The sequence below is a fragment of the Achromobacter sp. 1012554356 genome, assembly GCF_059760815.1.
This window is the reverse complement of the sequence record NZ_JCBANC010000021.1, coordinates 13362-33494: the sequence shown is the minus strand read 5'-3', so window position 1 is coordinate 33494 and position 20133 is coordinate 13362. Positions and strand designations below refer to the sequence as shown.

Annotated in this window: 18 protein-coding genes and 3 tRNA genes; 6 read left to right on the top strand and 15 right to left on the bottom strand. The window is 65.0% G+C overall.

Annotation, left to right across the window (positions count from 1 at the left end; all coding sequences use genetic code 11):
- Positions 1-12 precede the first annotated feature (12 nt).
- The gene (locus AC6LJW_RS13155; protein ID WP_498087528.1) at positions 13-879 is read right to left on the bottom strand and encodes an amidohydrolase family protein; all 867 of its coding nucleotides are present in this window, start codon (positions 877-879) and stop codon (positions 13-15) included.
- Between the two features lie 97 nt (positions 880-976).
- Between AC6LJW_RS13155 and AC6LJW_RS13150 the strand changes: the two genes are divergently transcribed.
- Positions 977-1927, top strand: a complete 951-nt coding sequence (locus tag AC6LJW_RS13150; protein WP_082578982.1) for a LysR family transcriptional regulator — start codon at positions 977-979, stop codon at positions 1925-1927.
- A gap of 69 nt (positions 1928-1996) precedes the next feature.
- Positions 1997-3337, top strand: a complete 1341-nt coding sequence (gene argG / locus AC6LJW_RS13145; RefSeq protein WP_056567185.1) for an argininosuccinate synthase — start codon at positions 1997-1999, stop codon at positions 3335-3337.
- A 97-nt stretch (positions 3338-3434) separates the two neighbouring features.
- Here the strand turns inward: argG and AC6LJW_RS13140 are convergent, their stop codons facing one another.
- The 12 genes from AC6LJW_RS13140 to rnr form a co-directional block, all read right to left on the bottom strand.
- Positions 3435-5363, bottom strand: a complete 1929-nt coding sequence (locus AC6LJW_RS13140) for a potassium transporter Kup (protein WP_498087505.1) — start codon at positions 5361-5363, stop codon at positions 3435-3437.
- Positions 5360-6430 carry a sensor histidine kinase gene (locus AC6LJW_RS13135; RefSeq protein WP_498087504.1) on the bottom strand — a complete coding sequence of 357 codons (1071 nt, stop codon included), beginning with the start codon at positions 6428-6430 and terminating at the stop codon, positions 5360-5362. The genes AC6LJW_RS13140 and AC6LJW_RS13135 overlap by 4 nt, the downstream gene beginning before the upstream one ends.
- Positions 6431-6544: 114 nt before the next feature.
- Positions 6545-7216, bottom strand: coding sequence for a response regulator transcription factor (locus tag AC6LJW_RS13130; protein WP_006218435.1), 672 nt, complete (start codon positions 7214-7216; stop codon positions 6545-6547).
- A gap of 63 nt (positions 7217-7279) precedes the next feature.
- The gene (locus tag AC6LJW_RS13125) at positions 7280-7753 is read right to left on the bottom strand and encodes an ExbD/TolR family protein (protein WP_498087503.1); all 474 of its coding nucleotides are present in this window, start codon (positions 7751-7753) and stop codon (positions 7280-7282) included.
- Positions 7753-8703: a MotA/TolQ/ExbB proton channel family protein gene (locus tag AC6LJW_RS13120; protein ID WP_498087502.1), complete on the bottom strand. Its 951-nt coding sequence runs from the start codon at positions 8701-8703 to the stop codon at positions 7753-7755. Before AC6LJW_RS13120 ends, AC6LJW_RS13125 begins: the two co-directional genes overlap by 1 nt.
- A gap of 1 nt (position 8704) precedes the next feature.
- Complete coding sequence (locus tag AC6LJW_RS13115; protein WP_056567197.1) at positions 8705-9517, bottom strand: energy transducer TonB; 813 nt, start codon at positions 9515-9517, stop codon at positions 8705-8707.
- Between the two features lie 305 nt (positions 9518-9822).
- A tRNA-Val gene (locus tag AC6LJW_RS13110) sits at positions 9823-9898 on the bottom strand.
- Between the two features lie 145 nt (positions 9899-10043).
- Positions 10044-10316, bottom strand: a complete 273-nt coding sequence (locus AC6LJW_RS13105) for an HU family DNA-binding protein (RefSeq protein WP_003812968.1) — start codon at positions 10314-10316, stop codon at positions 10044-10046.
- 353 nt (positions 10317-10669) lie between these two features.
- Complete coding sequence (locus AC6LJW_RS13100; RefSeq protein WP_498087501.1) at positions 10670-11350, bottom strand: Fe2+-dependent dioxygenase; 681 nt, start codon at positions 11348-11350, stop codon at positions 10670-10672.
- 58 nt (positions 11351-11408) lie between these two features.
- Positions 11409-12653 carry a cystathionine gamma-synthase family protein gene (locus AC6LJW_RS13095; RefSeq protein ID WP_056567203.1) on the bottom strand — a complete coding sequence of 415 codons (1245 nt, stop codon included), beginning with the start codon at positions 12651-12653 and terminating at the stop codon, positions 11409-11411.
- Between the two features lie 45 nt (positions 12654-12698).
- The gene (rlmB, locus tag AC6LJW_RS13090; RefSeq protein WP_056567211.1) at positions 12699-13436 is read right to left on the bottom strand and encodes a 23S rRNA (guanosine(2251)-2'-O)-methyltransferase RlmB; all 738 of its coding nucleotides are present in this window, start codon (positions 13434-13436) and stop codon (positions 12699-12701) included.
- 138 nt (positions 13437-13574) lie between these two features.
- Entirely contained in the window at positions 13575-16040 is a 2466-nt protein-coding gene (gene rnr, locus AC6LJW_RS13085) for a ribonuclease R (RefSeq protein WP_056567214.1), read from the bottom strand.
- A 240-nt stretch (positions 16041-16280) separates the two neighbouring features.
- Here rnr and AC6LJW_RS13080 point away from each other — a divergent pair.
- Positions 16281-16365, top strand: a tRNA-Leu gene (locus tag AC6LJW_RS13080).
- 149 nt (positions 16366-16514) lie between these two features.
- On the opposite strand, the gene AC6LJW_RS13075 is transcribed toward AC6LJW_RS13080, so the two are convergent.
- Positions 16515-17126, bottom strand: a complete 612-nt coding sequence (locus tag AC6LJW_RS13075) for a tRNA-uridine aminocarboxypropyltransferase (protein ID WP_400525404.1) — start codon at positions 17124-17126, stop codon at positions 16515-16517.
- A gap of 161 nt (positions 17127-17287) precedes the next feature.
- On the opposite strand from AC6LJW_RS13075, the gene AC6LJW_RS13070 reads away from it, so the two are divergent.
- Positions 17288-17372 (top strand) — tRNA-Leu (locus AC6LJW_RS13070).
- A 185-nt stretch (positions 17373-17557) separates the two neighbouring features.
- On the opposite strand, the gene AC6LJW_RS13065 is transcribed toward AC6LJW_RS13070, so the two are convergent.
- Positions 17558-18001, bottom strand: coding sequence for a GNAT family N-acetyltransferase (locus tag AC6LJW_RS13065; RefSeq protein ID WP_105238053.1), 444 nt, complete (start codon positions 17999-18001; stop codon positions 17558-17560).
- Between the two features lie 120 nt (positions 18002-18121).
- On the opposite strand from AC6LJW_RS13065, the gene AC6LJW_RS13060 reads away from it, so the two are divergent.
- A complete protein-coding gene (locus AC6LJW_RS13060) occupies positions 18122-19024 on the top strand; it encodes a DMT family transporter (RefSeq protein WP_056567217.1) in 903 nt (300 codons plus the stop codon).
- 33 nt (positions 19025-19057) lie between these two features.
- The gene (locus tag AC6LJW_RS13055) at positions 19058-20002 is read left to right on the top strand and encodes an AEC family transporter (RefSeq protein ID WP_056567218.1); all 945 of its coding nucleotides are present in this window, start codon (positions 19058-19060) and stop codon (positions 20000-20002) included.
- The last annotated feature ends 131 nt before the right edge of the window (positions 20003-20133 follow it).

Below are 20133 nucleotides of genomic sequence, written 5' to 3'. Positions count from 1 at the left end.
GGTCATTGCCTGCTACTGAAATCCGTACAGCCGTGCCGGGTTGTCCACCAGCACGCGCTGGCGCAACCCGGCGTCCGGGCACGCCTCGAAAAATGTGTCCACCAATTCGCCATCGTCCGGCATGTCGCCGGCCACGTTCGGATGCGGCCAGTCCGTGCCCCACAAGGTGCGGTCCGGCATGGCCTCCACCAGCGCGCGCACGAACGGAATGCCTTCCGCAAAGGGGCGGCGGCCGGCGGAGATCCGGTCGATGCCGGACACCTTCACCCAGGCCTCGCGCACGTCGGCCAAACCGAGCAAGGCGCGCATCGCGGGCGAGTCCAGCCCATCGGCCGCCTTCAGCCTGCCCATGTGGTCCACGACGAACGGCACCGGCAGCGTGAGCAGCCGCCGCAGCAATTCGGGCAGCATCGCGCCGTCCACGTGCAGGCACAGGTGCCATCCCAGCGGCGCGATCAGCTTGACCACATGGTCGAACACCGCCGGCTCGGGCGCGCCGCCCAGATGCGGCACGAAGTTGAAACGCGCGGCCCGCACGCCGCCTTCATGCAGCGCCTTGACGCTGGCGGCGGTGGCGTCCGCGCCCAGGAGCGCCACGCCGCGATATCGCCCGTTGCTACGCGCCAGCGCGTCCAGCAAGGCGCGATGGTCCGATCCATGGCAGTTGGCCTGCACCACAACGGCGCGCTCGATGCCCAGATGGGTATGCAGCGCCGCCATGCTGGCGAACGACGCGTCCGGCGGCGTGTACGAGCGGCCTTCCGCATACGGAAATACATCGCCGGGTCCGAAGACGTGGCAGTGCGCGTCGCATGCGCCCGGCGGCAGCGCATGGCGGGGACGGGTGGGCGAGGCAAGCGGCGGACGGCAATCGGGCACGGGAAGTTCCTGCATGGAAAGCGCCATGGTCGCGGAATGCCGGTGGGCGAACAATGCTATACCGTATATTTCTGATATCGAAAAACCTAATATCCCGATGGACCTCAAGCAGATCGAATACTTCGTGCGCGTGGCCGAACGCCGCAGCTTCTCGCGCGCCGCCGAAATGCTGGACGTCGCGCAGCCCACCCTCAGCCGCCAAGTGCGGCTGCTGGAACTGGAGCTGGGCCAGCACCTGCTCTACCGCAACGGGCGCGGCGCCGAGCCCACGGAAGCGGGCCTGCGCTTTCTCGAGCACGCCCGCGCCCTGCTGGCGTTGGCCGAGCGCGCCAAGGAAGACCTGCAGACGCTGCGCGAAACGCCCACCGGCAAGGTCATGATCGGCCTGCCGCCGCGCATCGCGCGCGTGCTCACGCCGCCGCTGGTTCAGGCATTCCGCCAGAATTTTCCGGACGCGTCGATCGCGGTGGCTGAAGGCTTGAGCGCCCAGGTGCGCGAATGGCTGCTCGCCGGCCGGGTGGACCTGGCCTTGCTCTACGATCCGGCCCCGTCTCCGCAGCTTGTCTACGAGTCCCTGTTCCGCGAAGACCTGGTTCTGGCGGCCGCGGCGGGCCATCAGCCGCCCCTGCCCGCCCGCGTGCCGGTCGCGCGGCTGGGCGACTATCCGCTGGTGCTGCCCAGCCTGCCCAACGCCATCCGCACCCTTGTCGAAAGCGTCTGCCGTGCGCAGGGCGTGCGGCTCAAGGTCGCGGCCGAGGTCGACGCCGTGCAGACCATTGTGGAACTGGCCGCGCAGGGTGATGCCTATGCCATCCTGCCGCGCTCGGCGGCGCGCGGCCCAGCCGCCGAGCATGAACTGTCCCTGTGCGCCATCAGCTCGCCCACCATCACCAACAACCTGGTGCTGGCCAGCGCCCGCCATCGCCCGGCCACCCGGCTGGCCGCGGCCACGGGCGAGCTGATCCGCGGCCTGCGGCTTGCGGCGCTGTTCGCGCCGGGCGCCCCCCGCGCCGAAACCCCGGCGGCCAGCCCCCCTCAAAAGAGTTAAAATGGCGGGCTATTTTCTTGTTTGGCGGCTCGTTGCTGTCAAAGTCCTGTTGGCGTCTCACCTCAAACAATGACCACTATCCTCCCGAACCTGCCCACCGGCCAGAAAGTCGGCATCGCCTTTTCCGGCGGCCTGGACACCAGCGCGGCGCTCCTCTGGATGCGCAACAACGGCGCCATTCCCTACGCCTACACCGCCAACCTGGGCCAGCCCGACGAATCCGACTACGACGAGATTCCCCGCAAGGCCCTGGCCTACGGCGCCGAAAACGCCCGCCTGATCGACTGCCGCGCGCAGCTTGTGGCTGAAGGCATCGCCGCTCTGCAATCGGGCGCGTTTCACATCTCGACCGCCGGCATCACGTACTTCAACACGACGCCCATCGGCCGCGCCGTCACCGGCACGATGCTGGTGGCCGCCATGAAGGAAGACAACGTCAACATCTGGGGCGACGGCAGCACCTTCAAGGGCAACGACATCGAGCGTTTCTACCGCTACGGCCTGCTCACCAACCCGGAACTCAAGATCTACAAGCCCTGGCTCGACCAGCGCTTCATCGACGAGCTCGGCGGCCGTTCGGAAATGTCCGAATACATGCGCCAGGCCGGTTTCGACTACAAGATGTCGGCTGAAAAGGCCTACTCCACCGACTCCAACCTGCTCGGCGCCACGCACGAAGCCAAGGACCTGGAACAACTGAATTCCGGCATCCGCATCGTCAAGCCCATCATGGGCGTGGCGTTCTGGCGCGACGACGTCGCCGTCAAGGCCGAGGAAGTCACGGTGCGCTTCGAAGAAGGCCAGCCCGTCGCGCTGAACGGCGTCGAATACGCCGATCCCGTCGAACTGCTGCTCGAAGCCAACCGCATCGGCGGCCGTCACGGCCTGGGCATGAGCGACCAGATCGAAAACCGCATCATCGAAGCCAAGAGCCGCGGCATCTACGAAGCCCCGGGCCTGGCCCTGCTCTTCATCGCCTACGAGCGCCTGGTCACCGGCATCCACAACGAAGACACCATCGAGCAGTACCGCGAAAACGGCCGCAAGCTGGGCCGTCTGCTGTACCAGGGCCGCTGGTTCGACCCGCAAGCCATCATGCTGCGCGAAACCGCCCAGCGCTGGGTGGCCCGCGCCATCACCGGCGAAGTCACCATCGAACTGCGCCGCGGCAACGACTACTCGCTGCTGAACACCGTGTCGTCCAACCTCACGTACGCGCCCGAGCGCCTGTCCATGGAGAAGGTGGAAAACGCCCCCTTCACGCCGGCGGACCGCATCGGCCAGCTCACCATGCGCAACCTCGACATCGTCGACACGCGCGAAAAGCTGTTCACGTACGTCAAGACCGGCCTGCTCGCCTCCAGCGGCACGTCGCTGCCCCAACTGAAGGACACAACCTCGAAGAAGTAATTCTTCAAGGCCAAACAAAAACCCTCGGTTTTCACACCGAGGGTTTTTTTTCGCCTGGCTGCGGCGCGCCGTGGCCGCGACGCCGCCGGCGTGGCGTCTAGAGCTCGACCTGCATGCCCATTTCCACGACCCGGTTAGCCGGGATCTTGAAGAACTTGGTGCTGCGGGTCGAATTGCGCGCCATGAACGAGAATACCGCGCGCCGCCACCGCGACAAGGCGGGCTTCTTGGCCGCCACCACCGTCTGGCGCGACAGAAAGAACGACGTGCGCATCGGCTCCAGGTCCAGCTCAGGATAGGCCTCCGCAATCAGGCGCAGCGCCTCCGGCACATCCGGATCTTCCTTGAAGCCGTAGGTGACGACGGCGGCCCAGCTCGTTGCGCTGAGCTTGTTCACCTCGAAGCGTTCTTCCAGCGCGATGTACGGCACGTCGGCCGACTGGATCGAGAGGAACAGCACGTGGTCGTGCAGCACCTTGTTGTGCTTCAGGTTGTGCAGCAGCGCCGGCGGGACGTTGCCCGAATTCATCGTCATGAAGATGGCGGTGCCCGGCACGCGCGACGGCGGATACTGCTCGAGCTGCTCCATGAATTCCTTGAGCGGCTGGCGGTCGCGCTGCTGCATGTCGGACAAGAGGCGCCGGCCCCGGCGCCACGTCATCATCAGCGTGAACACCACGATCGCCACCACCAGCGGCAGCCAGCCGCCTTCGTGGATCTTGAAGACATTGGCCGAGAACAGCAGCACATCCAGCAGCAGCAACAGTCCCAGCACCAGGAACCACATCATGCGCTTGATGCCCTTGCTGCCGCGCGGCAGCACCGCAAATGCCAGCACCGAGGTCGTGAACATCGTGCCGGTCACCGCAAAGCCGTACGCGGCTGCCAGGTTGTCGGAATTGCGGAACCACAGCACCAGGATCAGCACCGCGCACAGCAGCAACGCGTTGACCTGCGGCAGATAGATCTGGCCCTTTTCGATCGCGGACGTATGCAGGATCTGCATGCGCGGCCAGAAGCCGAGCTGCACCGCCTGGCGCGTCACCGAATAGGCGCCCGAAATCACGGCCTGCGACGCCACGATGGTGGCAATGGTGGCCAGCGCGACCAGCGGGGCGAGCCCCCATTCCGGCGCCATCAGGAAAAACGGATTGCGGATCGCAGTGGGGTCGCGCAGCAGCAGCGCGCCCTGGCCGAAGTAGCACAGCGTCAGCGCCGGCAGCACCATGCTGAACCAGGCGCGGCGGATCGCCGGGCGGCCAAAGTGGCCCATGTCGGCATACAGCGCCTCGGCGCCGGTCAGCGCCAGCACCACCGCGCCAAGCAGCACGAAGCTGACCCACGGAGCCTCGACGATGAAGCGCAGCCCCCACATCGGGTTCAGCGCGGCCAGCACCTCGGGGGTCTGCCAGATCTGCCAGCCGCCCAGCGCGGCCAGCGTGGCGAACCACACGAACATCACCGGACCGAACAGCTTGCCCATGGCGGCCGTGCCATGCGACTGGATCGCAAACAACGCGATCAGCACGACCAGCGCGATCGGCACCACCCAGTGGTCCAGCGTATGCGACACGATCCCGATGCCTTCCAGCGCCGACAGCACGGAAATCGCTGGCGTGATCATGCTGTCGCCATAGAACAACGCCGCGCCGAAGATGCCCAGTACGATCAGCACCCAGCGCAGCTTGCCTTCGCGTGCGCGCACCGCCAGCTCCAGCAGCGCCAGCGTGCCGCCCTCGCCGCGGTTGTCCGCGCGCAGCACGAGCATCACGTATTTCAGGGACACCACCACCATCAGCATCCAGAACAGGATGGACAGCACACCCAGCAGATGGGCCGGCTCCAGGTCGGTGTGCACGCTCAGGCCGGTCAGGCAGGCGCGCAGCGTGTACAGCGGGCTGGTGCCGATGTCGCCGTAGACCACGCCCAGGGCGCCCAGGACCAGCGCCGCGCGCGATGAAGGGGCGTGTGCGCCGCCGGGATGGCCTGGGGGCAAAGAAGCAGCGCTGACCGTGCCTTGGCTCATGATGCAGATTCTTGGCGAGTGAGTTGAGCCCCCTTGCGGGGGCCGGGGAACACGACGGACAGCCGCGTTCCAGAAAAATCGGGCCGGCTGGTGAGCTTCCACCAGGCGCCGTGCGCGTGCGCGATCTCACGCACGATGGCCAATCCCAGGCCGGAGCCGCCCGCCGTCGCGGTGGGCGACCGGTAGAACGCCTCGAACACGCGGTCGCGCTCTTCGGGCGGAATGCCGGGACCGTCGTCCTCGACAGTCAGCGAGGGCGGATTGGCGCCGACGATCAGCGTGATGCGGCCCGTCGGGTTGCCATAGCGCAGCGCATTGTCGATCAGGTTGCCCAGCAGTTCCGCGAGCAGCAAGGGGTCCGCGTCGATCCAGATGGGCGACTCGGGCGCAGCCAGATCCAGTTCGTAGTGCGCCTCGCGCACCCGCGGAAACCACTCCGCGCCATGCACCCGCACCCACTCGCACAGGTCGATACGCACGAAGCTGTCCTGCGGACGAGCGTTGGGATCGGCGCGGGCCAGCACCAGTAGCTGCTGGCCTAGCCGGATCATGCGATCGCTGACAGCCTTGATGCGCTCGGCGCGGGCCCGGACGTCGTCCGGCAAGGGACGCGCCAACATGAGTTCGGACTCCAGCCGCAGGCCCGCCAGCGGTGTTCGAAGCTGATGCGCGGCATGGCCGATGAAGCGCCGCTGAGCGGCCAGCGACGCGTCCAGCCGCAGCAGCAGGTCATTGGTGTGGGTGACCAGCGGCTCGATCTCCACCGGCACGCCTGCAACCTCCAACGGCTGCATGTCGTCGATGGAGCGTTGCCGGATCTCTTCGGACAGATGGTTCACCGACCGCAACCCGGACCGCACGCCCTGCATCACCACCCACGCAAACAGCGCGATCAGCGCCACCTGGCCCACGACCATCAGCCAGAAGAAGTCTTCCAGCATCCACAGCGACATGTCGATCTTGTGGGTGATGACCCACGTTGCCGCCAGGTCCAGCAGGACGAGCAGCAGGATGGGCGGCATCAGTCGAATGACAAGATGCCGGGCAAGCGATCGGGAGGGAAGCATGGGGGGGCGCGCAGCCGGAGACGGTTGGGGAGTGCGTTCCTGCGTCATGGCGCGAAGCCCTCGATGAGGCGGATGAAAACGCGCGGACGGCGATCACCGGCCGCGGCCGGCCCATCAGGCCGTTTCCACATCCAGCATGTAGCCAAAGCCACGTACCGTCTGGATGCTGGCGCCCGTGCCTTCCAGGCGCTTGCGCAAGCGGTACACGTAGACTTCGACGGCGTTCTCGCTGAAATCCGCATCCCAGGCGGACAGGGAATTGACGATCTGGCGCTTGGTCACGACGCGGCCCACGCGGGCCATCAGCATTTCGAGGACGGAAAGTTCACGCACCGACAGCGACAGGCGCTGGCCGTTGGCGCGGACTTCGCGGCCGACGGTGTCGAACACCAGCGGGCCGACTTCGATGAGCGGCTGGGCCTGGCCCGCGCGGCGGCGGCCAAAGGCGCGGACGCGCGCGGCCAGCTCGGGCAGCTCGAAGGGCTTGGTGACGTAGTCGTCCGCCCCAGCGTCCAGACCGGCAACGCGGTCTTCGATGCCATCGCGGGCGGTGAGGATGAGCACGGGGACCTGATTGCCGTCCTGCCGCAGTTGACGCAGCACGTCCAGGCCGCTCATGCCGGGAAGATTGAGGTCGAGCAGCATGAGGTCATACGGCTGGCCCGCCAGCGCGCCCAGAACCCGGTCGCCCTCGGTCAGCCAGTCGACCGCATAACCCTGGTCGGCCAGGAATTCCTGGAGCGCATGGCCCAGGGTGGTGTCGTCTTCGATTACCAGAACTCGCATGCCGCGATTCTAGCGCGATCCAAAAAAAAAGGGGCGCGAAATGCGCCCCCTTCCTGGATTCGTTCACCCGCCGGACGGAGCCGGCGCGGCGGCGGGCGCTCCCGCTGCCGGTGCGCCACCCGAGGGCGGCGTCGTGACGAAACCGATACGCGTCATGCCCGAGCGGCGCGCCGAGGCCATCACCTTGGCCAGCGTTTCGTAACGGGTGTTCTGATCGGCGCGGATGCGGATCTCGGGTTGCGGCTTGGTGCCGGCGATCGACTTGAAGCGATTGGGCAGGTCATCGATATTGACCGGCTTCTCGTCCCAGAACAGTGCGCCCGCGGCGTCGATCGCCAGGTCCACGGTCTTGGGTTCTTCCTCGATCTGCTCGGCAGCCACCTGGGGCATGTTGATCTTGATCGAGTGCGCCAACAGCGGCGCCGTGATGATGAAGATCACCAGCAGCACCAGCATGACGTCGATCAGGGGCACCATGTTGATCTCGGACACCGCATGGCTTCCGGACCCTTTACCCTCAAAGCTGCCAAAGGCCATTATTCGCTCCCGCGTTGAGCCGCGTGGCCGTTCTGGCGACGCAGCGCGCGCACCTTGCCGTCGGACAGCGCGACTTGCTGGCCAGTGGTCAGGAACGCAAACAGGTCATGTGCAAAGGCATCCAGGCGCGACAGGTACACGCGGTTGTTGCGCACGAACGTGTTGTACGCCAGCACCGCCGGAATTGCCACCGCCAGGCCCAGGCCCGTCATGATCAGGGCCTCGCCCACCGGACCGGCGATGCGGTTGATGGTCACGCCATCGGACAGGCCGATGCCGACCAACGCGTGATACACGCCCCAGACCGTACCGAACAGGCCGACGAACGGCGCCGTCGAACCCACCGAGGCCAGCACGGTCAGGCCGTTTTCCAGCTTGGCCGTTTCTTCGTCGATGACCTTGCGCATGGTGCGCGTGACGAAATCCGAATTGCTGCCCGACTCTTCCAGCTTGGTGGCGCCGAACTTGTTGTGGTGCGCCTGCGCATGCATGGCGTGGCTGGCCAGATGCGAGAACGGATCGCGCGCGCCGTGCGTGCTGATTTCGTGCTCGACCTGCTCCAGCGAGCTCGCGTTCCAGAACTTGTTCAGGAAATCGGCCGAACGCTTGCGCATGCTGACGTTGCTGCCCGCCTTGACCAGGATGAGATACCAGGTCACGAGCGACATGAGGATCAGGATGACGAACAGGCTCTTGCCCACGAAGTCGCTCTGCGCGACGAAGTGCAGGAAGCCCATGTCGGGGACAGGAGCCGGCGCGGGCGCAATCGCCGCCGCAGCGCTGTGCAGCGCGTCGGCCGACTGCTGGACGGCGCCAGCGGCTTGCTGGGCGACCCCGCCGCCCGTCGTGGCGGCTTGCTGGGCTGCGGGCGCGGCGGCGGCAGCCGGCGCTGCTGCCGGGCTGGTAGTCGCCTGCGCCACCAGGGTGGCGCTATGCAGTGCGTTGGACATCTCAGTTCCTCATTACGAAATCGAACGGAATTTTTGCTTTGGCGGGATAAGCCACGCCATTACGGGTATACGGCTTGAAACGGCCTTTGCGGGCGGCTGCCAGCGCCGACTCGTCCAGGCGCGGAAAGCCCGACGAAGCGTCGATGGTGGCGCGCTCGACCAAGCCCTGGGTGTTGATTTCCACCAGCACCACGACTCGGCCCTCTTCCCGCATGCGGCGCGATGCCATCGGATAGTTGGGCATCGGACGCGCGCCCTGGAACTCGATGCTCGAGACCAGCACGGGCTGATCGGGAGGCGGTCCCTGCGTCGGCCCCTGCGGCGCCTGCGTGCCTTCCGGCGCACCACTGGGCGGCGTCTGCTGCGGCGGCGTGTCGGGCTTGGGCTCGGGTTTGACGTCCTGCTTGGGCTGAGGCTTGGGTTTGGGCTTGGGTTTGGGCGGAGGCGGCTTGGGCGCCGGCATCGGCGGCTTTTCAACCACCGGCTCGGGCTCGGGTTCCGGTTCCGGCTCGGGCTTCAATTCCGGTTCGGGCTCAGGTTCGGGCTCGATCTCGGGTTCAGGCTCGGGCGGCGTCTCGGTCACCGGCTGCGGCACTTCAGGCGTGGGTTCGGCTTTGGCGATCTGGGGGACGGGGGCGTCCACCACGCTCACCATGATTGCCTCGGGTTCCTCCAATTCAGGACGGCTTTCCGGCGCCATGAAAATGGCGCCGATCACCGCTGCATGAAGCGCGACGACCGCCAGACCAGCGCCTGCGCGTATACCAAAAGAAGACCGCGAAGTAGAGTTCCAACCGGGTTGAAGACTAGGCATGAATCAGCCAGGGAGCATTGACTTTTCCGGCCAGCCAGGAAGTTGACGCGCACAAGACCGCGGCGCCGGGCTGACCGGTACAAGCCCGTCATAGTATCTCAAATGCGAATGATTCGCACGTTGTATTTCGAATGGCACAGCGTAGCACCACTGATCGGAATCAAAGCGAGATCAATAAAACGCTTACGAAAAAGGGCTGGCGCTTGGCGCAGAAAACAAAAAACCCGCCACGTTGCCATGAGCGGGTTACATGCGGATTCGGGCCTTTGCACGGTGTGCCTGCCGAACCGGAAATCGTGTGCTTCTGGTGGGTGCTACAGGGGTCGAACCTGTGACCTACGCCGTGTAAAGGCGCCGCTCTACCAACTGAGCTAAGCACCCATTTCAGTGCAACTGCCCGGCGCGATTAGCGCGGGAAAATTGCCAACTTGGGGTACTCAAAAGCAATACGCGGGCCGGAGTATACCGGACCGCGTACTTGTGGGCAAATCGCAGCGCCGTGCGCCTTGCGATCAGCGACCGTCAATTAGTTGACGGCGTCCTTCAGGGCCTTGCCCGGACGGAACTTCGGCACCTTGGCCTTCTTGATCTTGATGGTTTCGCCGGTGCGCGGGTTACGGCCAGTGCGCGCGGCGCGAGCCGACACGGCAAACGTGCCGAAACCGACCAGCGTGACCGTACCGCCCTTCTTCAGCGTGGTCTTCACGGCACCGATCAGGGCGTCGAGCGAACGGCCGGCGGCAGCCTTGGAGATATCGGCCTTGCTGGCGATGTGATCGATGAGTTCGGTTTTGTTCATGCAGGTGTACCCCTCACAAGGTGTGGAGTCTGCCGGGGGCGGAGTTCATGGCCGTCAGGATGGATGCCACAAATGGACGCGAGACCAGGCAAACGACGAACAGACAGTGGATAAACTTTTTTCTTGCGCTGCAAAGCACAACTTTTAAACTGCTGCGCCGCTTAGGATTTGCTGGCTTCTTGCCTGCAAACCGTCAGCGACGCAGACGTACATTAGGCCTTGGCGTAGAGCGGCTGTCAAGAGAAAACCTGACGGCAACCCGCGTCAATACTAGCTTTTAGGCGTTTTCGCAATAAACAAAAACGCGCATTTAGGGGTTTGCGCGACACCCCGAAAAAACACTTTAGGCTTCATCAAACGTCGGCCCAGCGGCGCAGCAGATTGTGATAAATGCCCGTGAGCTGCACGATCGACGCATGCCCCGCCACATCCTGGTTCAAGCGCTGGATGGCCACGTCCATGTCCAGCAGCAATGCGCGCTGGCTGTCTTCGCGCACCAGGCTCTGCATCCAGAAGAATGAACTGACGCGCGCGCCGCGCGTCACGGAATTGACCTTGTGCAGGCTGGTGCCCGGATACAGCACCATGTGTCCTGCCGGCAGCTTCACGGCGCGCGGACCATAGGTGTCGTCGATGACGAGTTCGCCGCCGTCGTAGCTGTCGGGATCCGAAAAGAACAGCGTGGCGGACAGGTCGGTGCGCACGCGCTCCGATGAACCCGCGATGCCGCGCACGGCGTTGTCGACGTGATAACCGAAGGCCTCGCCGCCTTCGTAGCGGTTAAAGAGCGGCGGGAAGATCTTGCGCGGCAACGCGGCCGACATGAAGAGGTTGTTTCCCGACAGGCGCTGCAGAATCAGGGTACCGAGCTCTTGCGCCAGGGGATGCTGTTCGGGCAATTGCCGGTTGCGCTTGACCTGCCCCGACTGATGACCCGCAGTGACCTTGCCGTCGACCCAGTCCGCGGCATCCAGCCGCTGGCGGATGTCGGCCGCTTCTTGCGGCGTGAAGACTTCTGAGATCTGTATGAGCATGGGTTCCTACCCGATTGCGTTGCCGGCGCGGCCCTGGCGGGGGGCCGAGCCTGCCGAATTATCCCTTCAGGCAACCATTGAGCGCCTGATCGAAATCAAACAGCAAATCGGCCTCGTCTTCGATGCCGACCGACACGCGGATCAGGCTGTCCGCAATGCCCATCTGCTGACGGCGTTCGGCGCCCATCTCGTAATAGATGGTATGGGCCGCGGGCAGCGCCAGGCTGCGCGTGTCGCCCAGGTGCGTCGCCATCAGGACGACGCGCAGACGGTTGAGAAAGTCGAAGCAATCGACGCCGTCCGCCAGCTCAACACCCAGCAGGCCACCAAACCGCGAGCCGAACAGCGCCGCCGCCCGCGCATGCTGCGGATGGCTGGCCAGGCCTGGGTAATGCACCTTCGCCACGCCCGGGTGTTCTTCGAGCAAGCGCGCCAGCGCCAACGCGTTGGCGCAATGCTTGGCCATGCGCAGCGCCAGCGTCTCGGCGCCCACCGCAATGCGGTGCGCCGGCTCGGCGGCGAGCGTGCCGCCCATGTCGCGCAGGCCCTTCTTCTTGATCTGCGTAAGGCCCCAACTGGTGGACGCGCCCTTGCGATAGGCTTCGTAGATGTTGTCGTTGCCGGCCCAGTCGTACAGGCCGGTGTCGGTCACGGCGCCGCCCAGCGCGTTGCCATGCCCGCCGATGTACTTGGACAGCGAGTTCATCACCAGCGACGCGCCGACCGAGGCGGGCCGGAACATCCACGGCGAGGTCAGCGTGTTGTCCACCACATAGACCAGCCCCTTTTCGCGGCAGATCTCGCCGATCACGGCCAGGTCGGCCACCTGCGTGCCCGGGTTGGCGATGGTCTCGGTAAAGACCATGCGCGTGTTGGGCTGGATGGCGGCGCGCACCTGCGACGAATCCGTCGCGTCGACGAACGTGATCTCCACGCCCAGTTCCTGCAGCGTGCCGAACAGGCTGTTGGTGTTGCCGAACACGAACTGGCTCGACACCAGGTGATCGCCCCGGCGCAGCAGCGTGGTGAAAATGGCGGCCAGCGCAGCCATGCCGGTCGAGAAGCTGACCGTGCCCTTGCCGCCTTCCATCTGGCTGATCTTGGCTTCCAGCGCGGTCGTGGTCGGCGTGCCCTGGCGCGCATACGTAAAGCCCGCCTTGCCCTGGAACACGGCAGCCAGTTCGCGCGCGTCGTCGTACGCAAACTCGGACGACGGATGCATCGGCTTGTGCACCGCTCCGTGCTCGACGGATTGATTGCGGTCGGAATGGAGGATCGTGGTGGTAAAGCCGTTCTGGTGCATGATGGGCTGACGCAAGAAAGAAGGGAATCTACGGAATGGGACGAATCACGATTGACGCTGGCGCACGGTCTCGTACAGACAGACGGCGCTGGCGACGCTGACGTTCAGGCTTTCCACCGAGCCCAGCATCGGGATGTTCACGAGCTGGTCGCAGGTTTCACGCGTGAGGCGTCGCATGCCCTCGCCTTCGGCGCCCATGACCCAGGCCATCGGCTGGCGCGCGTCGATCTTGTGCATGCTGTCGGTGGCCTGATCGTCCGTGCCGACGAGCCACACGCCGCGATCCTTCAGGCTGCGCATGGTGCGCGCCAGGTTCGTCACCATCAGATACGGCACCGTATCCGCCGCGCCGCACGCGACGCGCTGCACGGTGGCGTTCAGCCCAACGGCGCGGTCGCGCGGCGCGATCACCGCGTGCACGCCGGCGGCGTCGGCGGTGCGCAGGCACGCGCCCAGATTGTGCGGGTCGGTCACGCCGTCAAGAATCAACAGCAGCGGCGGCCCTTCGACCACATCGAGCACTTCGTCGACATCCACCGCCAGCTGGCGTTCGTCGGCCAGCGCCACGACGCCTTGATGGCGGGTGCCACGTGACAGACCATCCAGTCGTTCCATTGGAACCGGGTGCACACGGCGGCCTGCCCGCTCGGCCTGCTCGATGAATGTCTGCATGCGTTTGTCGCGGCGCGAAGCCTCGACGTAGATTTCCTTGATCGACTCGGGCGCGTGGCGCAGCCGCGCGACAACCGCGTGAAACCCGGCCAGAACTTGGGTCGACGCCATAAAACAATACCTTTAGATAAACGAATACCCGCCCCAGAGGGGGCGGGCCACCGGACGGGACCGGCAATAACCGCAATGTTACCCCTTACGGCCACGCCGCCAAACGACGGCATGGCCATAAGGATCCGCCGCGGCCTGTCAGTGGCGCTTGCGGGTGGCCGACTTGGCGGGCGCGGCCCGCTGGGCGGCCTTGGGCGGCTTGCTGGCTTTCTTGGCCGCGGCGCGCCGTTCCTTGGCGGTCTGGCCCTTAAGGCCCGCCGGCTTGGGCGAGGCGGCCTTCTTGACGCGGCGCGTCGGTTCATCGGGGCCGCGCGCGGACGCCTTGCGCAGCGCGTCGAAGCTCGTGCCCTGCACCAGACGGAACTCGATGCGGCGCGCTTCGAGGTCCACGCGCGACACCTGCACCTGCACCTTGTCGGTCAGGCGGTAACGCATGCCGGTGCGCTCGCCGCGCAGTTCGTGCAGGGCGTCGTTGAACTGGAAGTACTCGCCGCCCAGTTCCGAGACGTGCACCAGGCCCTCGACGTGCAGCGTGTCCAGGGTGACAAAGATGCCGAAACTTGCCACGCCGGTGACCGTGCCGCTGAAGTCTTCGCCAACCCGCTCCTTGACGAACCAGCACTTGAGCCAGGCCTCGACATCGCGCGACGCCTCGTCGGCGCGGCGCTCGCTGGCGGACAGCACCAGGCCCATCTTTTCCCAGATGGCGTGCTCGTGTTCGCGCTGCGTGCGGCCGATGACGACGGCGTGGTCGTCCAGGCTGGGCACATACCTCTGCCCCGCCAGCAGCGCCTTGATCACCCGGTGCGTGAGCAGGTCGGGATACCGGCGGATCGGCGAGGTGAAGTGGCTGTAGCCCGGATAGGACAGGCCGAAGTGGCCCATGTTGTCAGGGCTGTACACGGCCTGCTGCATGGAGCGCAGGCACATGGTCTGCAGCAGTTGGTAGTCGGGACGCCCGCGCACCGAGTCGAGGAAATCGCCGTAGTCCTTGGCGGTGGGCGTTTCACCCCCGCCCAACGACAGACCCATGGTGCGCAGGAATTCGCGCAGCGATTGCAGGCGTTCCGGCGTGGGGCCTTCATGGATGCGGTACAGGCCCGGATGCTTGCTGCGCGTCATGAAGTCAGCCGCGCAGGTGTTTGCGGCCAGCATGCATTCTTCGATCAGCTTGTGCGCGTCGTTGCGCACGGACGGCACGATCTGTTCGATGCGGCCAAGCTCGTTGCAGACGATCTTGGTTTCGACGGTGTCGAAATCAATGGCGCCGCGCTTCTTGCGGCCTTGCGACAGCACCTGGAAGAGTTCGTACAGGTGCTGGACCTGCGGCATCACGCTGCGCATCGCGTGCGCGGCGGGACCACCCGGCTGCTGCAGGGCCGCCCAGATGTTGGTGTAGGTGGTGCGGGCGTGCGAGTGCATGACCGCGTTGTAGAACTGGTACGCCGTGACCGTGCCGGCCTTGGCGCCGCTGGCCGGAATGACCATGTCGCACACCAGCACCAGGCGGTCGACGTCAGGATTCAGCGAACAAAGACCGTTGGACAGCGACTCGGGCAGCATAGGAATGACCCGGCGCGGGAAATACACGCTGGTGCCGCGCTCGATCGCATCGTCGTCCAGCGAATCGCCGGGGCGCACGTAATGGCTGACGTCGGCAATGGCAACCAACAGGCGCCAGCCCGGACGCTTGCGCTGGCCCGTGCCCAGTTCCACCGGCTCGCAATACACAGCGTCGTCGAAGTCGCGGGCGTCCTCGCCGTCGATGGTGATGAGCGGCACGTCGCGCAGGTCGACCCGGTCTTTCAGGTCGGACTTGCGGACCGTATCCGGCAGGCGCGCGGCCTGCTTCAAGGCGCCATCCGTGAAGTCGACCGGCACGTCGAACTTGCGCACGGCAATTTCGATTTCCATCCCGGGATCGTCGATCTCGCCCAGCACCTCGGCCACGCGGCCCAGCGGCTGGGTGTGGCGCGTGGGCTGCGCCATGATTTCCACCGCGACCACTTGCCCGTGCTGGGCGCCATTGGTGTCGCTCGGCGGAATCAGGATGTCGTGCTTGATGCGCTGATCTTCGGGCACAACGATGGACAGGCCATGCTCGTGCAGGAAGCGGCCCACCAGCTTGTTGGTGCGGCGCTCGATGACTTCGACGATGGTGCCTTCCGGCTTGCCCCGGTATTCGCCGCCCGGCTTGACCAGCACGCGGTCGCCATGCAGCACCTTGAGCATTTCGCGGGGCGACAGGAACAGATCCGGACCGCCGTCATCGCGCAGCAGGAATCCGAAGCCGTCGCGATGCCCCAGCACCTTGCCGGCCACGAAGTCGAGCTTGGTCGCCAGCAGCAACACGCCCTTGCGGTTGGGCATCAACTGCCCGTCGCGTTCCATGGCGCCCAGGCGGCGTTCAAACCCCACCAACGTCGCCTCGCGCTCGACGCCCATGCGCTCAGCCAGCTCAGCCGGAGACAACGGCGAACCCGCGGCGCGCAGCGCTGTCAGGATGGCTTCACGGGACGGAACATCAGGGTCGAAGTCCGGCGGCGCTTCGGGCAAGGGTGTTGATCTGTTCTTATTGGATTCGTTATTCGATCGTTTTGCCAAAGCTAAATTTTCCGTATATAATGCGCAGCTTCTGTGGTTCGCCCAAGGCTGAACACTGAAGCAGAAATGGTCAGGAAGGTTTAAAAACCGGGTTTGAAAAAACCGATTGTAAAACCAACTGCATTCAGACGCATGGATTAGTTCAAGAATTGAATCCGGATTTAAATCCGGCTTGAATTCTGAACAAACTCACGTGACTGGAACGCAGCGTAGCACATAGTTCTGACAGTATCTTTCAGTGCCCAGGTGGCGGAATTGGTAGACGCGCACGGTTCAGGTCCGTGTGCCGCAAGGTGTGGAGGTTCGAGTCCTCTCCTGGGCACCACGGAATTCTAATCAAGGCAGTTTTCAACTGGCTTGAGAAAAAAGGCTAAAAAGCCCCGGAAATCGATAGGTTTCCGGGGCTTTTGCTTTTTCCGTTTCCACGCTTGCCCGTTGCAAGGCGCCCTCCCCCCCGCCTTTTTTGACCCATCCTTATCGCCAGGGCACCTTGCGATTCAAATGATGGCGCGCATAAAGATCGGCGCCCATGCCGTCGATCTGCCCATCGATCAACGCCTCGAATGGCGCAAGCAGCGCATCGAAATTGCGCGGGGCCTCGATGGCGTTCAGCGCGTGCGTTACCGCCTCGATGGTCGACAGCGCGCCGGCCACATCGGCATGGCGCACGCGGTAACGCGTCGATAGACCCGGTGGCAGCATGACGCGAGGCAGCGCGGCAAGCGCTGGATTGATGTGCAGCAGCTTGCGCGCATGCCCCCATGTGCCGTCCGGCACGATCAGCTGGATGGGCATGCCCAGGTCCTGGCCATAACCCGGCGTCAGGACTTCGGCGCCCTCACCAGGAAACAGCAGACGCGGCGCATGGCCCGGCGCCGCCCAGTCCGCCTCCGAAAAATACTCGCCCACCACGCGGCGCGCGCCCGCCAGACCCAGCACCGCAAGACGCGCCGTGTTCAGCGCATGGCGCGCTTCGCTGGGATGCTGCAGGACCACCACGCGGGTTCGGCACGACAACGACGGGATCAGGGCGCAAAGGCAGTGCGACAGCGGGCGCAGACAGCGCGTACAGAGGGCTCGAGACATGGGCGACACTATATCGAAAGCGGCCTACTCGCGGCCCACCCAAAAAAAAGTGAAAAAAATGCAGCACGACTTGCACACATTAAAAAAAGTGTGCATAATCTCGTTCCTCTGCTGCTGAACAAGAAACGAAGCGAAAGCGACGCAACAAGTGAAGCAACAGCGCCCAGGTGGCGGAATTGGTAGACGCGCACGGTTCAGGTCCGTGTGCCGCAAGGTGTGGAGGTTCGAGTCCTCTCCTGGGCACCAATTACTACATCACGAGGTACCTGTCGTGATGCGCCAAAAGAAAAACCCCGAATGCGAAAGCGTTCGGGGTTTTTGCTTTGTACGCGTGTCGTTTAACGCGCGGTCTTTATTTTGCAGGCGCGGTCTTTCGCCTTTCGGGGACTGTGCCGCAGCCCATCGGCTGCGGCGCATGGCGGCGCCGCGCCCTACTTCAAGGTGCGCGTCATCACCACGTGCGGAATGCCGGCCTCGACGAATTCATCGCCTTCGGCCTTGAATCCATGGGCCTCGTAAAAGCCCGCGGCGTGTGTCTGCGCATGCAGCACCAGCATGCGATGGCCGTCGCCGTGACCCTGGCCGATCAGCGCATCGAGCAATTGTCCGCCCACGCCCATGCCGCGGGCGCGCTTGTGAACCGCCATCCGCCCGATGTGGCCGTCGGGCAAGAGACGCCCCGTGCCCATCGGCGTGCCATCGGGTCCGTAAGCCACGGCGTGCACCGACACGGCATCATCGTCGTCCATCTCGATTTCCGGCGGCACGTTCTGCTCGACCACAAACACCGCATGGCGCACTGAATAAGCGTCGTCGCGCAAGCGATCCCATGTTCCCAAAGCGATACGAACCGTTGTCTGTCTATTGGCCGACATGTCCTTCCCCTACGTTGCAGCAAATGAATAACTGAATCCTACGCCGCATTTTCGCAGGGATGAAGAACGCGCGAAAAGGGGTACGATCGCGGCTTGCCCTTGCCGCCCCCCTGGTCCGCCATGACGCCTGCCGCACCGCCCGCCTGGTTGAAAGCCGCCCCCGCGCTCTTTCTTGTGCTGTGGTCCAGCGGCTTCGTCGTGCTCAAGGTGGGCTTGGCTTATGCCGATCCGCTAACATTTCTGGCGTTGCGGTATGCCTGCGTTCTGCTGATCCTGACGCCGCTCCTGCTCGCCTTGCGGCCGCCGCTCCCCGCACGGGCCAGCGCGTGGGGGCATCTCGCCATGGTCGGGTTGCTATTGCAGGCCGGCTACTTCTGCTTCACCTACCTGTCGCTCAAGCAGGGCATGTCCGCGGGCGGGGTGGCGCTCATCACCTCGTTGCAACCCATATTGATCGGCCTGCTGGCGCCCGCGATTGCGCATGAACGCGTCGACGCCCGGCGCTGGGCCGGCCTGGCGCTGGGCGTGACGGGCGCCGCGCTCGTGATCGTGGCCAAGGCGTCGATCGATGTCGTGGCCCCTTTGGGACTGCTGTTCGCGGTCAGCGCCCTGCTATGCATCACGGGCGGCACGCTCTACGAAAAACGTTTCGGCACGCAGATCCATCCGGTTGCGTCCAACTTCGTCCAGTACGGCGTGGGACTTGCTGTGTCCGCGCCGCTGGCGTTCTGGCTGGAGCCGATGCACATCGACTGGACGGGACCGTTGCTGGGCTCGCTGGCGTATCTGGTGGTGGGCAATTCCCTGGTCGCTATCACCTTGCTGCTTGCCATGATCCGCCACGGCGAAGCATCGCGCGTGTCCGCGCTGTTTTTCCTGGTGCCGCCCTGCACGGCGGTCATTGCGCTGCTGATCCTGCGCGAATCCATCCCGCCGTTGGCGTGGCCCGGCATGGCGCTGGCCGCGCTGGGCATCCTGCTGGTCACCCGCAAATCGGGCAAGACGAGCGACAGCGCCAAGTAGAATGAGCGCCTTTCCGCCCTCGCGCCTCCGCCCATGAACGCCGTCGTCACCGCCGCCTTGCCGGTCTTTGCGTTGATCCTGACCGGCTGGCTGGCCGCCCGCTGGCGCATCCTGGGCACTCACGCGACCGACGCGCTGAACCGCTACGTGGTGTACCTGTCCTTGCCTGCGCTGCTGTTCCGCGCGATGACGCAGGTGGACCTGGCGCACATGGCGCACTGGGGATTCGTCGGCGCGTTCGCCGGCGGCGTCGCCGTCACGTTCCTGGTGTCGTTCCTGCCGCGCAAACGCGGACCGCAGACGCTAACCGACCGCAGCATCGAAGGCCTGGCGGCTTCCTACGCCAACGCCGGCTACATGGGCATTCCGCTGTGCCTTGCGCTGCTTGGCGCCGACAGCCTGGCGCCCGCCACCTTCACCACGTTGCTCACCGCCAGCGTTCTGTTCGGATTTGCCATCGCGCTGATCGAGTTCGACCGCCAGCAGACGCCCAATTTGCCGGCGACGCTGCTCAAGGTGGGCCGCGCGCTGGTGCGCAACCCGCTGCTGGCCGCCCCCGTGCTGGGACTGGCCTGGGCCGCCACGGGCGTGGCGCTGCCCGAAGGCGTCGACCGGTATGTGGCCTTGCTGGGCGCGTCGGCCAGTCCGTGCGCGCTGGTGACCATCGGCCTCTTCCTGGCGCAAACCGAAACCGCCAGTTCCGGGCCCGGCGTATTGCGCCTGGTGCTGGGCAAGCTGCTGCTGCAGCCGGCGGCAACCGCAGTGCTGGCGTTCTACGTGTTCTCGATGCCGCCGCTGTGGGCCTGGACTGCCGTGCTGATGAGCGCGCTGCCCATCGGCACCGGCCCCTTCATGCTGGCGAAGATGTACGGGCGCGATGCCCGCGTCACGTCGCGCGCCATCCTTGTCAGTACCGTGGCGTCGGTGCTGACGGTCAGCCTGCTCGTCGCGTGGATCAGCGCGCATCCCGTCTCGTAACCGGCAAGCGACTTATTTCCCGCCAACGCTTTATATAACTTTTAGTTATCGTTAAAGCACAATTCATTCGTTTGAGAAATTTAATGCCAGGACTAGACTGGCGGCTATTCCCACGGGTGCGTCGACGCACC

Coding starts and splice junctions, on each gene's coding strand:
- AC6LJW_RS13150 (WP_082578982.1), top strand. CDS start 977: ATGGACCTCAAGCAGATCGAATACTTCGTGCGCGTGGCCGAACGCCGC.
- argG (WP_056567185.1), top strand. CDS start 1,997: ATGACCACTATCCTCCCGAACCTGCCCACCGGCCAGAAAGTCGGCATC.
- AC6LJW_RS13140 (WP_498087505.1), bottom strand. CDS start 5,363: ATGAGCCAAGGCACGGTCAGCGCTGCTTCTTTGCCCCCAGGCCATCCC.
- AC6LJW_RS13135 (WP_498087504.1), bottom strand. CDS start 6,430: ATGCTTCCCTCCCGATCGCTTGCCCGGCATCTTGTCATTCGACTGATG.
- AC6LJW_RS13130 (WP_006218435.1), bottom strand. CDS start 7,216: ATGCGAGTTCTGGTAATCGAAGACGACACCACCCTGGGCCATGCGCTC.
- AC6LJW_RS13125 (WP_498087503.1), bottom strand. CDS start 7,753: ATGGCCTTTGGCAGCTTTGAGGGTAAAGGGTCCGGAAGCCATGCGGTG.
- AC6LJW_RS13120 (WP_498087502.1), bottom strand. CDS start 8,703: ATGTCCAACGCACTGCATAGCGCCACCCTGGTGGCGCAGGCGACTACC.
- AC6LJW_RS13115 (WP_056567197.1), bottom strand. CDS start 9,517: ATGCCTAGTCTTCAACCCGGTTGGAACTCTACTTCGCGGTCTTCTTTT.
- AC6LJW_RS13105 (WP_003812968.1), bottom strand. CDS start 10,316: ATGAACAAAACCGAACTCATCGATCACATCGCCAGCAAGGCCGATATC.
- AC6LJW_RS13100 (WP_498087501.1), bottom strand. CDS start 11,350: ATGCTCATACAGATCTCAGAAGTCTTCACGCCGCAAGAAGCGGCCGAC.
- AC6LJW_RS13095 (WP_056567203.1), bottom strand. CDS start 12,653: ATGCACCAGAACGGCTTTACCACCACGATCCTCCATTCCGACCGCAAT.
- rlmB (WP_056567211.1), bottom strand. CDS start 13,436: ATGGCGTCGACCCAAGTTCTGGCCGGGTTTCACGCGGTTGTCGCGCGG.
- AC6LJW_RS13075 (WP_400525404.1), bottom strand. CDS start 17,126: ATGTCTCGAGCCCTCTGTACGCGCTGTCTGCGCCCGCTGTCGCACTGC.
- AC6LJW_RS13065 (WP_105238053.1), bottom strand. CDS start 18,001: ATGTCGGCCAATAGACAGACAACGGTTCGTATCGCTTTGGGAACATGG.
- AC6LJW_RS13060 (WP_056567217.1), top strand. CDS start 18,122: ATGACGCCTGCCGCACCGCCCGCCTGGTTGAAAGCCGCCCCCGCGCTC.
- AC6LJW_RS13055 (WP_056567218.1), top strand. CDS start 19,058: ATGAACGCCGTCGTCACCGCCGCCTTGCCGGTCTTTGCGTTGATCCTG.